The organism is Pseudochelatococcus sp. B33 (genome assembly GCF_053570585.1).
The window spans coordinates 46,887-59,849 of the sequence record NZ_JBSEFH010000024.1 but is presented as its reverse complement, the minus strand read 5'-3'; the positions used below and the strand labels follow the sequence as shown (position 1 = coordinate 59,849).

The 12,963-nt window shown below is 62.4% G+C and carries 9 protein-coding genes; 4 read left to right on the top strand and 5 right to left on the bottom strand.

What is annotated here, in order from left to right; all coding sequences use genetic code 11:
* Positions 1-12: 12 nt before the first annotated feature.
* From urtE to urtA, 5 genes are all read right to left on the bottom strand, one after another.
* A complete protein-coding gene (gene urtE / locus ACUSIJ_RS22905) occupies positions 13-702 on the bottom strand; it encodes an urea ABC transporter ATP-binding subunit UrtE (protein ID WP_449310743.1) in 690 nt (229 codons plus the stop codon).
* An 11-nt stretch (positions 703-713) separates the two neighbouring features.
* Positions 714-1,487, bottom strand: a complete 774-nt coding sequence (gene urtD, locus ACUSIJ_RS22900; protein ID WP_449310742.1) for an urea ABC transporter ATP-binding protein UrtD — start codon at positions 1,485-1,487, stop codon at positions 714-716.
* Between the two features lie 13 nt (positions 1,488-1,500).
* Positions 1,501-2,634 carry an urea ABC transporter permease subunit UrtC gene (gene urtC / locus ACUSIJ_RS22895; RefSeq protein WP_449310741.1) on the bottom strand — a complete coding sequence of 378 codons (1,134 nt, stop codon included), beginning with the start codon at positions 2,632-2,634 and terminating at the stop codon, positions 1,501-1,503.
* A gap of 13 nt (positions 2,635-2,647) precedes the next feature.
* Positions 2,648-3,574, bottom strand: a complete 927-nt coding sequence (urtB, locus tag ACUSIJ_RS22890) for an urea ABC transporter permease subunit UrtB (protein WP_449310740.1) — start codon at positions 3,572-3,574, stop codon at positions 2,648-2,650.
* 123 nt (positions 3,575-3,697) lie between these two features.
* Positions 3,698-4,954: an urea ABC transporter substrate-binding protein gene (gene urtA, locus ACUSIJ_RS22885; RefSeq protein ID WP_449310739.1), complete on the bottom strand. Its 1,257-nt coding sequence runs from the start codon at positions 4,952-4,954 to the stop codon at positions 3,698-3,700.
* Between the two features lie 210 nt (positions 4,955-5,164).
* On the opposite strand from urtA, the gene ACUSIJ_RS22880 reads away from it, so the two are divergent.
* The 4 genes from ACUSIJ_RS22880 (at position 5,165) to ACUSIJ_RS22865 (ending at position 12,812) form a co-directional block, all read left to right on the top strand.
* A complete protein-coding gene (locus tag ACUSIJ_RS22880) occupies positions 5,165-8,524 on the top strand; it encodes a hybrid sensor histidine kinase/response regulator (RefSeq protein WP_449310738.1) in 3,360 nt (1,119 codons plus the stop codon).
* A complete protein-coding gene (locus ACUSIJ_RS22875) occupies positions 8,511-9,443 on the top strand; it encodes a DNA-binding response regulator (RefSeq protein WP_449310737.1) in 933 nt (310 codons plus the stop codon). The genes ACUSIJ_RS22880 and ACUSIJ_RS22875 overlap by 14 nt, the downstream gene beginning before the upstream one ends.
* A gap of 410 nt (positions 9,444-9,853) precedes the next feature.
* Positions 9,854-10,948 (top strand): phosphate ABC transporter substrate-binding protein PstS, encoded by a 1,095-nt coding sequence (gene pstS / locus ACUSIJ_RS22870; protein ID WP_449310736.1) that lies wholly within the window; start codon positions 9,854-9,856, stop codon positions 10,946-10,948.
* A 136-nt stretch (positions 10,949-11,084) separates the two neighbouring features.
* Positions 11,085-12,812, top strand: a complete 1,728-nt coding sequence (locus tag ACUSIJ_RS22865; protein ID WP_449310735.1) for a Na/Pi cotransporter family protein — start codon at positions 11,085-11,087, stop codon at positions 12,810-12,812.
* The last annotated feature ends 151 nt before the right edge of the window (positions 12,813-12,963 follow it).

Genomic DNA, 12,963 nt, shown 5'->3' with positions numbered 1-12,963 from the left:
CTTCTGCCACGCCTAGACGGACAGGTATTTCGCCACCGTGTTCTCGTCGACATCCGCGCGCTCGTCGTCGCGCACGATCTGGCCGTTCTCGATGACCAGAACGCGGTCCGCGATATCGAGGGCGAAGCTCAGCACCTGTTCCGAAACGACGATCGACAGGTTCCTCTCGTCGCGAATCCGCTTCAGGGTGCGGCCGATCTCCCGAATGATGGAAGGCTGGATGCCCTCGGTCGGTTCATCGAGCAGAAGCACCCGCGGCCTCGAGGCAACGGCGCGCGCGATGGCCAGTTGCTGCTGCTGGCCGCCGGAAAGATTGCCGCCCCGGCGGCCCTTCATCTCCAGCAGCACCGGAAAAAGCGCGTAGATGTCGTCGGGAACCTTCGAGCTGCCGGTTATGATCAAACCGGTTTCGATGTTTTCCTGCACCGTCATCGTCGAGAAGATCATGCGGCCCTGCGGGACATAGCCCATGCCATCCGCCACGCGCTCGTAGCTCTTGAGGTTGGTTATATCGGTGTCGGCGATCGTGACCTTGCCGCTCTTCGTCGGCACGAGGCCCATCAACGCCTTCATCAAGGTGGTCTTGCCCATTCCGTTGCGGCCCATGATGGCGACGATCTCGCTGGGCTTCACGTTGAAGCTCATGCCGTGCAGCACTTCGCTCTGGCCATAGGCGACCCGCAGATCGGATACGTTCAGCATGTTCCCACTCCTCAATGTCCGAGATAGACCTCGATCACCTTGGGATCGTTCTTCACATGCTCCATGGATCCCTCGGACAGGACCTTGCCCTGATGCAGAACGGTGACGCGGTGGGCGATGTCCTCGACGAACTTCATGTCGTGCTCGATCACGATGATCGACCGATCGGCGATGATCCTGTTCAGCAGTTCGGCCGTTCTGGCGCGTTCCGCAACGCTCATGCCGGCGACGGGCTCGTCCAGCATCAGCAGATCGGGGTTCTGAATCAGCAGCATGCCGATTTCGAGCCATTGTTTCTGGCCGTGGGACAGGAACTCCGCCCGTTCATCGAGGAGGTTTTCGAGGAAGATCATTTCAGCGACTTCCTCCACCCGCTCGCGCACGGTCGTATCGCGCCTGAAGACAAGCGCGCCGAACACCGAACGCCCCCTGGGAAACGAGATTTCGAGATTCTCGAAAACCGACAGATCGTCGTAGATCGACGGGTTCTGGAACTTGCGCCCCACGCCGGCCTTGACGATGGCGGACTCGCTCATGCGCGTCAGTTCATGATCGCGGAATCTGATCGAACCCGAAGTGGCTTTCGTCTTGCCGCAGATCAGGTCGAGCACCGTCGTCTTGCCCGCCCCGTTGGGACCGACGATGACCCGTATCTCGCGCTCGTCGACATAGAATGAAAGGTCGTTGACGGCCTTGAACCCATCGAAGGATACCGTCAGCCCTTCAACGGAGAGCAGGAAGTCCTTGTTCATCGCGTCGGAGATGGGTTGGATCACGGGATTCATGCTGGATGCCCTCCTACTCTGCCGGTATGCCACGCGCAGCGGCTTCCGTTGGTCCGGACGATACCCGCTTGCTGAGCAGACGTTTCAGCAGAGGCTGCACCTGACGCTGATAGATGCCGGCGAGACCATTGGGAAAAGCGAGAACCACCGCGATGAACAGCGCGCCGAGCCCCAGCAGCCACAGCTCCGGGAAGCTTTCGGAGAACGCCGTCTTCGCCCAGTTCACGAGCAGCGTTCCGTAGACGGCGCCGAGGATGGACAGCCGCCCTCCGACCGCGGCGTAGATGACCATCTCGATGGAGGGCACGATGCCGACGAAGCTCGGCGACATGAACCCCACCTGGAGAGTGAACATCGCGCCGCCCACGGCCGCGAACGCCGCAGCGAGACAGAATACGAAGATCTTGAAGCTCGCCACGTTGTAGCCCGAGAAGCGGACGCGATCCTCCTTGTCGCGCATCGCCACGAGAATACGTCCGAGTTTCGAGCGCTTGACGAAATACGCGGCCAGCAGGCAGGCGATGAGCAGACCGGCATTGACGAAGTAGAGGATGAACTTTGCGTTGTCGGTGCGGATATCCCAACCGTTGAGCGTGCGAAGATCCGTGATGCCGTTGATGCCACCCGTATAGCCTTGCTGGCCGACGATGAGGATCGTCAGGATGGCCGCGATCGCCTGGGTGATGATCGCGAAATAGGTGCCCCCGACACGCCGGGTAAACATGGCGAAGCCGATGATGAAGGCAAAGCCCGCCGGCACGGCGACCACCAGCAGCAGCGTCAGCGGCAGCGAATGAAACGGCTGCCAGAACCACGGCAGGGCCGTGATCTGGTTCCAGTCCATGAAATCCGGAATGCCGGGCGTGGACTGGATCGTCGTATTCTCGACACTGGAGGCTTCGAGCTTGAGATACATCGCCATGCAATAACCGCCGAGGCCGAAGAAAATGCCCTGGCCGAGGCTGAGAATGCCGCCGAGCCCCCAGCACAGCACCAGACCGACGGCGACGAAGGCGTAGGTGATGTACTTGCCGACGAGGTTGAGACGAAAGATGTCGAGCCATGCGGGCAGGACCACCAGGATCAAGGCCGCGACAATCAGCAGACCGACCCATTCCGAACGACTGAGAAGCGTGCCGGCTTTCATGACAATTCCCCTCTCAACGACGAACCTTCAGCGTGAACAGGCCCTGCGGACGCAGCATCAGGATGCCGACGACGCCCAGCAGCGTCAGGACCTTGGCCATCGAACCGGACAGGAAGAACTCCAGCGTCGACTGGGCCTGCGAGATGGTGAAGGCCGAGGCGATCGTTCCCATGAGGCTCGCGGCGCCCCCGAACACGACAACGAGGAACGTGTCGACGATGTAGAGCTGGCCAGCCGTGGGACCCGTCGAACCGATCATCGTGAAGGCCGCACCGGCGACACCCGCGATGCCGCAGCCGAGCGCGAACGTCAGGCGATCGACCATCTCCGTATTGATACCGACGGCGCCGGCCATCGCACGGTTCTGCACCACCGCGCGCACCTGCTTGCCCCAGCGCGACCTGTAGAGCAGCACCGCCACCGCGGCGGTGATCGCGACCGTGATGGTCATCACGAGCAGGCCGTTGATCTGGACCTCGATCATGTCCGTGACGGCGACCGAGCCCATCATCCATTGCGGCAGCTCGACGCCGACTTCGCGCGGCCCGAAAATCGATCTGTAGGCCTGCTGCAGGATGAGGCTGAGGCCCCATGTCGCCAGCAGCGTATCCAGCGGACGCTTGTAGAGATGCCGGATGAGCGCCCACTCGACGAACAGGCCGAATGCGCCCGTCACCACGAACGCCAGCACCATCGCAATGAAGAAGTAGATGTCGAACAACGCGGGCACGCTGCTCAGAAAGAACTGGGACGTGAAATAGGTTACGTAGGCGCCGAGAATCATGAATTCGCCATGCGCCATGTTGATAACGCCCATCTGGCCGAAGATGATCGCCAGGCCGAGCGCCATGAGCAGAAAGACCGAAAAGAGAATGAGGCCCGCGAAGCCCTGCATCACAAAGATCGAACCCAGTTCGCCGAGGGTATAGCCTTCGAACATCACGATTCTCCAATGCGGACGAACCACGGAGCGCGGGCACCTGCACATCACAGACGCCCCGCCCGGGATCGGCCGAAGACAGCAGCCGGTGGCATGAGGGCGCGCGCGCCCTCATCCGGCGGACTATTGATAGCCTTCGGGGAACGGATCGGGTTCGATCAGATCGGGCGTTTCGAAGATGACCTGGAACTGACCGTCCGTCTGCGCAAGACCGACGCGGGTCTTCGACCACAGGTGATGGTTGTCGTGAATCTTGACATACCCTTCCGGCGCTTCCGGGAATTCGATGCCCGGAGAGGCGGCGACCACCTTGTCGATATCGAAACTGCCGGCCTTTTCCACGGCGAGCTTCCAGAGGAACGGGCCAAGATAGGCGGCTTGGGTGACGTCGCCGATCACGGTCTTGTCGCCCCACCGCTTCTTGAAGGCTTCGACAAAACTCTTGTTGTTCGGGTTGTCCAGCGACTGGAAATACTTCATGCAGGCATAGGCCCCGGCGATATTCTCGCCGCCGATTCCGTCGATTTCGTCTTCGGTGACGGAAATGGTGAGCAGGGTCTGGTTCGACAGATCGATGCCCGCCGCCTTGAGCTGCTTGTAGAAGGCCACGTTGGAACCGCCGACGATAATCGCGTAGATCACATCCGGCTTGCGAAGCTTGATCTTGTTGATCACGGAATTGAACTGCGTGTGGCCAAGCGGGAAATACTCCTCACCCGACACCGTCAGGCCGAGCTTTTCTATATGCTTGCGCGCGATCTTGTTGGAGGTGCGCGGCCAGATGTAGTCGGAACCCAGCAGGTAGAAGCTCTTCGCTCCCTTTTCCTTCACCACCCAGTCGAGGCCGGCGAGAATCTGCTGCGTCGCCTCCTGTCCCGTGTAGATGACGTTCTTCGATTGCTCCAACCCTTCATAGAATGTCGGATAGTAGAGAATGCCGTTATACTGCTCGAAGACAGGCAGAACGGCCTTGCGCGACGCCGACGTCCAGCATCCCATGACGGACGCGACCTTGTCGTTCACAAGCAGCTTGCGCGCCTTCTCCGCGAAAGTCGGCCAGTCGGAGGCGCCGTCTTCCTGAATGAACTTGATCTGGCGCCCGAGGACGCCGCCAGCTTCGTTGATCTGCTCGATCGCGAGCTTTTCCGCCTGCACCGAGCCCGTTTCGGAAATGGCCATGGTGCCGGTGACGGAGTGCAGAATGCCCACCGTCACATCCGTATCCGTGACGGCAAGCCCCGTCGTGTTCACCTCCGCAGTTGCCGGGCCGGCGCCGTATGCGAAACGGGGAATAAGCGCCGCCGCCGGAATAGCCGCCAAACCCATCAAAAGGTTCCGCCTGAACTGTGACTCCAGACCCGTCTTCCTGTTGTCCGCCATCGTTGACCCCTCGTAGCAAATGGCGAGGCTCGATCACCTCATTGCTCCAGATCTTCGTCGAGGTCGGCCAGTTCAGGTATACGTCAATTGACGTATGTCCCGCCCCCTGTATCCAATGCAGTATCGATGCGCCGTTACGGCATGCTTCTTGCTTGCTTACGATCGTTGCTGTGAGAATGGCTCGAGCTTCGGGAGGCTTGACAGGATTCCATGTTGGAAGGCCATCGCATCGTCCGGGTTCGACGCAACTACAACAAGTGGGTTGCGAATCAAACACTTGAGGATTTCTCCCTTCGCTTCACCGCGGAACGGGCGCGCAAGTGGTCACCTCTTCGTGTCGGACATACCGCTCTCGCGGCCATTTCCTTTCTGGCGCTGGAGGCTATCGGAGGCGCGATAACCCTCAATTACGGCTACACCAACGCCATAGCCGCCATCCTGGTCGTCGGAGGATTGATTTGCCTCACCTGCCTGCCGATTAGTCATTACGCCGTCAAATACGGCGTTGACATCGATCTTCTTACGCGCGGGGCCGGATTCGGCTATATCGGCTCCACCATAACGTCGCTCATATATGCCAGCTTTACTTTTATTTTCTTCGCCATCGAAGCAGCCATCATGGCGCTCGCCATCGAGATGGTGACAGGGCTGCCGCTGGCCTTCGGCTATGTTTTGTCTTCAATCATCGTGATACCTCTGGTTGCATACGGCATCACCTGGATAACGCGTTTCCAGACGTGGACCCAGCCCATCTGGGTATTGCTGCAGCTCCTGCCCTTCATTTTCATCATCCAGAGCGATACGGACGCCCTGCACCAGTGGATGAACTTTCCCGAGGACGGTGGGGGCGGTTTCAATATCCTGCTCTTCGGCGCAGCGTCCGGCATCATATTCTCGCTTGTCGCGCAAATAGGCGAGCAGGTTGACCTGCTGCGCTTCGTGCCGCGTCAACAGCCGAGCAACCGGGTGACATGGTGGGTCGCCTTTCTGGCGGGCGGGCCCGGCTGGATCCTGCTGGGCGTGGTAAAAATGCTTCTGGGCTCGTTCCTCGCCGTGCTCGCCGTTTCCCACGGTCTCGACTTCGACAAGGCCGCGCAGCCGACGGAGATGTACCTCGTCGCCTTCCAGTATGTGTTCTCCTCGCCCGAAATGGCGCTCATCCTGATGGGGTGCTTCGTCATCATCTCCCAGTTGAAGATCAATGTAACCAATGCCTATGCCGGGTCGATCGCCTGGTCTAACTTCTTTTCGCGCCTGACGCATTCCCATCCCGGGCGGGTCGTATGGCTCGTCTTCAACGTCGCGATCGCGCTGCTTCTCATGGAGCTTGGCATCTACCGCGCGCTGGAGCAGACGCTGGGGCTCTATTCCGTGATCGCGGTCGCGTGGGTCGGGGCGCTCGTGGCGGATCTCGTCATCAACAAGCCGCTCGGCCTCAGCCCCAGGACGATCGAGTTCAGGCGCGCCCATCTCTATGACATCAACCCCGTCGGCGTGGGCGCGATGCTGCTTGCCGTCGCCTGCGCGTTTCTCGCCGTCAGCGGCACCTTCGGGGAGGTGTTGCAGGCGCTCGCATCCTTCGTTGCGCTGGGCGTGGCCTTCCTGGCAAGCCCCCTTATCGCCTTCCTCACCCGCGGCCGGTTCTATCTGGCACGCCCGCCGATGCAGGACTGGAACGGCCGGACGATCATCCGGTGCTGCATCTGTGAACATCACTTCGAAACCCAGGACATGGCTTCATGCCCCGTCTATCAGGGTCCCATCTGCTCCCTGTGCTGTTCGCTCGACGCGCGTTGCGGCGACGGTTGCAGGCCCCAGGGACGGCTGCACGAACAGCTGGCGTCCTTCACCCGGTCCGTTCTGCCGCAACGGTTCGCGGAAAAGCTGAATACGGACGTCGGGCTCTTTGTCGGCGTCTTTCTGTTCAGCGCCATCATCGTCGGCATGCTGCTCGCCACCATATACTTCCAGTTCGCCATCAATGCCGCCGACTACAGGCAGGTCATCGCCCACACGCTCTGGGTGGTTTTCTTCATATTGCTCATCATCATCGGCATTGCGTCGTGGCTTTTCGTGCTGGCGCACGAGAGCAGACGGGTGGCCGAGGAGGAATCCGCCAGCCAGACGCGGCTTCTGCTGCGCGAAATCAAGGCCCACGAACACACCGACGCCCAGCTGCACAAGGCCCGCCTCGTCGCGGAAGCCGCCAACCAGGCCAAAAGCCGCTATGTCATCGGCATCAGCCACGAGCTGCGCACGCCGCTCAACGCCATTCTCGGCTATGCCCAGCTGATGGAGAACGACGATCGCATCCCGCAGCACCGCCAAGGCGGAATACGGGTCATCCGCCGCTCGGCCGAACACCTTTCCGGGCTGATCGACGGTCTGCTGGATATCTCGCGCATCGAATCCGGCCGCCTGCAGCTTGAGCGCGACGAAATACCGTTGCCGGAATTCCTCGACCAGATTGTGGAAATGTTCCGCATGCAGGCACAGGCCAAGGGGCTCGAATTCATATTCACGCGGCCCCCTTCCCTGCCGGCGATCGTCGTCAGCGACGAGAAGCGATTGCGGCAGATCCTGATCAATCTGCTGTCCAATGCCGTCAAGTTCACCAACGCGGGGTATATCGAGCTGAAGATCGCCATGCGCAGCGGCGTAGCCGATCTGGAAATCAGGGACACCGGCGTCGGTATCCCGCCGCAGGATATCGACAGGGTGTTCGCACCGTTCGAGCGCGGTCGCGATGTCGATATCCAGGAGACGCCGGGCATCGGTCTTGGCCTGACCATCACCAAGCTGCTGACGGAAATCATGGGCGGGGAGATTTCCGTGCGCAGCACCGTCGGCGAGGGAACCACGTTCTCCGTCCGCCTGCTGCTTTCCTCCGTCAACAGGCCACGCCGTGAAAGCCGATCCCAGCGCCGGATAGAAGGATACCGCGGCGCCCGCCGCACCGTGCTCGTGTGCGACAACGATGCGTCTCACAGGGAGCTGATGCGCGAGGTGCTGGTGCCGCTCGGCTTCGTTTTCCTGACGGCGCAGGACGGGCCGGACTGTCTGCAGCTGGCCCACGAATGTCACGTGGATCTCTTTCTGCTCGATATCTCGATGCCGCGCATGAACGGCGCGGAACTCGCGCACCGCCTGCGCGCGGACGGGCATACGCAAGCCGGGATCATCATGGTTTCCGCCAACATGATGGAGCAGCGGGGACGGCTGCCCGCCGGCGCGGCGTGGGACCACGTGGTTCCCAAGCCGATCGACATCGAGAAGCTGCTCGACCGGATGCAGGAGCTTCTGGGCATCGAATGGATCGACACGGAACCGGCCAGGCAGAAGCTTCCCCCGCCGGCAGTGCAGCCGCAACTGCGCATGGCCGACCATCATCTGGCAGAACTGAAGCATCTGGGCGACATCGGCCATATACGCGGCATCGAAATGAAGCTGGCTGAAATCGAGCGCGACAGGCCCGAACTGAAGCCGCTCGTCACCGTCCTGAGCAACCATGCGGGTCGATTCGACATCAAGGGATTTTTGTCCGTGCTGGAGGCGAATGGCGGTGACTGAAAGCTCCTATCCGCGTGACACCGCTCTCGTCGTCGAGGATTCCATCGACAACCTGTCGATGCTGACGACCGCGCTCGAGGAAGCGGGGATGACCGTGCTCGTGTCCGTCGATGGGGACAGCGCGCTGAAACTCGTCGAGAAAGTCAGGCCTGACATCGTGTTGATGGACGCGATCATGCCGGGCAAGGACGGCTTCGAAACGACGCGCCTGCTCAAGCAGGTGCCCTTCATGTCCGACGTTCCGGTCATCTTCATGACCGGACTGACGGCCACCGAGCATGTGTTGAAGGGGCTGCAAGCCGGCGGCGTCGACTATGTGACCAAGCCCGTAGTCCTGGACGAGCTGCTGGCGCGGATCCGCGTTCATCTCGCCAATGCGCGCGCCGCCCATGGCGCCAGGGTGGCTCTCGACGCGAGCGGCCGGTTTCTTCTGGCCGTGAACGCAGCCGGGGACATTCTGTGGCTTACGCCCCAGGCCCGGCATATTCTGACCGACAGCGCGCCCGGCGCTGCGGCGTCCGACCACTGCGTTCTCCCCCCGGCCGTCCGGCAGTGGATCGAGGAGGTGTCCGGCTCCGAAACGGCCTTGCCGCAGCTCACGGTCGGCATCCGGGGGCATGCCATCGTGTTTTCGCTCGTGGCCCGCCATCCGCAGCACCAGTTCATTCTGCGTCTGGTGGAAGAACGCAAGATCCTTCCCGAAAGCATTCTGAAAGACAGGCTTTCGGTAACCACGCGGGAGGCTGAAGTGCTCATGTGGCTGACGCGCGGCAAGTCCAACAAGGATATCGCCGACATTCTGGGCCTGAGCCCGCGCACGGTCAACAAGCACCTCGAACAGATCTATACCAAGCTCGGGGTCGAGAACCGTTCCTCCGCCGCTGCCATCGCCCTTGAACTGCTCAATACCGGCCATTGAGACCGCTCCGCGCCGAACGGGAAAAACTCCGGCGTCGAGCGCCCTGGTCAACTGATGGCGCATGGGAGCAGTAGCCGAATCCAATACATATCGCCCAAAGCGTCATCTGAACGGTTATATGAGTGACATTCTATTGTCATCCCGCCGATCTATTTCGTTCATAGCGGGCGGATCATCGTGAGGTGGCCCGGTTGCCCAGTGCAGCGTGCAGAAAAGTGGGCACCACTTTTCGTCGACAAAGCTGCGCAAACTCAAAAACCTGGAGCGTACGTTCCGATTTCATCGGAGCGTCCGGTGTTCTAGTTTACATCAAGTCAAAGATACTGCTGCCCCAAATTGTTGAGAAGATGAACGGGCGGGAGGATTGGCGCGCGGCCTCCAAGCGCGCGGCTCATATTGCGAGATGAACCATGGCTGGATGGACCGAGCCTGCCGTTGCCGTCGGAGCGCTGAAGCGCACGGCGGCAATTTTTCTGCTTGCGCTCTCTCTGGTGACCGTGCTGGCCGCCGAGAACGTCAGGGCCGAACCGATACGCGGCGCCGGATCGACCTTCGCCGCGCCGATCGTCGCCAGATGGGCGCGCGCCTACAGCGCGGCGCGCGCGGATGGCGGCGACTACGTGTCGCCTGACTGGACGGTCGACTACGAACTGGTCGGATCGCTCGCCGGCCTGATGCGCCTCGAGCAACCCGAGCTCGATTTCGCCGCCAGCGATGTGCCCGTCACGCCCGACGAACTCGCGCGGCGCGGCCACCAGCAGTTTCCGTTCGTGATGGGCGGCATCGCCGTCGTGGTCAATCTCGACGGGGTCAAGGTGGGCGAATTGCGCCTCACGGGCCAGGCACTGGCGGACATCTATCTCGGCCGGGTCACGCGATGGAGCGATCCGGCCATCGCCGGAGCCAACCCCGGCCTCGACCTGCCCGACCTTCCGATTGCCGTCGTGCACCGCAAGGATGGTTCGGGCTCTACCTTCGCCTTCACCGAATACCTGTCCGCCGTCAGCCCCGAATGGCGCGAGCGTCTGGGCGCGGATACGCTGATCGCATGGCTGGTCGGCAGGGGGGCGGAAGGCACGCAGGATCTCATCCGCACCACGCAGGCGACCAAGGGTGCGATCGCCTATGCCGAGTTCGGGCAGGTGGCGCGCACCAGCATGCCCTTCGCCGCCATCGAGAACGCTTCCGGGCAGTTCGTCGCGCCGGGACCGGAAGGCTTTCAGGCCGCCATCGATGCGATCGACTGGTCGCAGACGAAAGATTTCTACGCGACGCTGACCAACCGTCCGGGCGAGGCAGTCTATCCGATCACCGCCGCGACCTTCGCCATCGTGCCGGTCTCCCGGCGTTCGGAAAGCCGCATCGGCCGCGTGCACGACTTCTTCCGCCTGGGCCTGGACAACGGCGGCGCGGAAGCACGCGCGCTCGGCTACGTGCCGCTGCCGGCCCAGCTCGTGGAACGGATCAAGGAATACTGGGCCAAGGGGCCGCGCCCGCGAAGCTGATCGCGACGCCTGCCGGAGCGGGGCGTCCTCGCGCTCAGGCGCCGTCCCGCCCCGCTCTTTCATTTCGTTGCAGTTTCGGACGGAAAACGTTTCCCGGAATGACGCCACGGTGGCATAGCTTGGGGATGGCACAATCATGGATATTGATATCTTCAAGGACATACTTGTCCCGGTCATCGGCGGGCTCGGCATTTTCATGCTCGGCCTGGAGTTCATGGCCAACGGCATCCAGGCCCTCTCGGTCAACAAGATGCGCGAGTTCCTCGCCAAGGCCGCGGGAACGCCCATCAAGGGCGTGATGGCCGGCACGCTGATCACCGGCGTCATCCAGTCGTCGACGGCCATGACCGTGATGGTGGTCGGCCTCGTCAACGCCGGCGTCGTCGCGCTGCGTCCCGCCATCAGCGTCATCATGGGCGCGAACATCGGCACGACGCTCGGCAACGGCCTCATCGCCCTGCCGCTCGGTCCGCTCGGCCTCATCTTCGCCGGCATCTTCGCGCTGGTCTACTGCTTCTCCCACAGCGAGAAGGTCCGCAACATCGCGCTGGCCTGCATGGGCTTCGCGCTCATCTTCTACGGCCTCAACCTGATGACCGGCGGCCTGCGCCCGCTGCGCAACATGCCGGAAGTCATGGAACTGCTGCAGACGCTGACGGCGGACTCCTACTTCAACCTCATCAAGTGCGTGCTGATCGCGGCCGCCATCACGGCGCTGATCCATTCCTCCTCGGCGACTATCGGCATCGTCATGGGTCTCGGCGCCGCCGGCGTTCTGGACTGGAAGACGGCGGTCGCCTTCTCGCTCGGCGCGGATCTCGGCACCACCATCACCTCGTGGATGGCCTCGCTCAACCTGTCGAAGAACGCCAAGCGCGCGGCCTACGCGCATATCTCGTTCAACCTCATCGGCGTCTCCATCACCATACCGCTGTTCTTCATCTCGATCGAAATCCTGCGGTGGGCGATGCAGTGGTTCGGCGGCGATCCGAGCATTCCGGTCCTCGTCAACGGCAAGGAGACCTTCCCGCTGGTGCCGGTGGCGGTGGGCCTCTACTCGACGGTGTTCAACATCTTCAACACCGCGCTGCTGTTCCCCTTCGTCGGGGTATTCGAGCGCGTGCTGTCGCGGGTCGGGCGCGGCGAAGACGAGGACATCGAGGATTACTCGACGCCGAAGTTCCTCGACCGTCAGCTCACCAACGATTTCGCCAGGGCCATTCCGGCCGTGGAGAAGGAGACCGCCCGCCATCTCCAGGCCGGCGCGCTGTTCCTCGACATCGCCCGCGGCGACAAGAAGGCGCCGTCCGATCCGGGCGAGCACTACCTCGCGACCGACGTCCTCAGCCGCGACATCCGCACCTATACCGCTTCGCTGCTGAAGGAAGACCTGCCGTATGAGCAGCTCGACCTCATCGCCAGCCTCATCGAGGAGGCGGACTTCACCGCCGCGCTGACGGAGTCGCTGCATCAGGTCGCCCGTCGCGTGAAGCGCGAGAAGTTCGGCCCGCAGGCGCAGGCGATCGTCGATGTCGCGCTCGACAAGCTCGACAATGCGCTGCGCGAGATCCTGCCGGACTACGGCATCGCCGATCCGCAGCTGCCGGCCGGCCATGTCAGCTTCCCCGAGGTGGAGGAGTTGCGCGCCCGCGCGCTGGCGCTGGGCCCCAACGCGGGCGCCGGCGAGCGGGGAACCATCCTGGCGCTGCTGGGCTCCATCGAGCGCGCCGAGTTCCTCGTCCGCCGCATCGACGCCGAACGCAAGTCGGTGAACCGGCAGAGCGTGCTGGCGCGTGCCGCGCGGCAGCAGGCGCCCGATCCCCGCACGGACGAGGGCGGCCTCACCCCTGTTCCGGCCGAGTGACACAGGGCCGGTGAGCGCGGCTCGCCGGCCTCTGGCCAAGCCGCAGCATCCCGATGCCCCCTGCCGCCGGGACGATCGCGCCCCGGCGGGCGGCGTTTCCGCAGCCATCCGTCAGAGCAGAATGCATCACATTCTTCCGGAAAACGGTGCC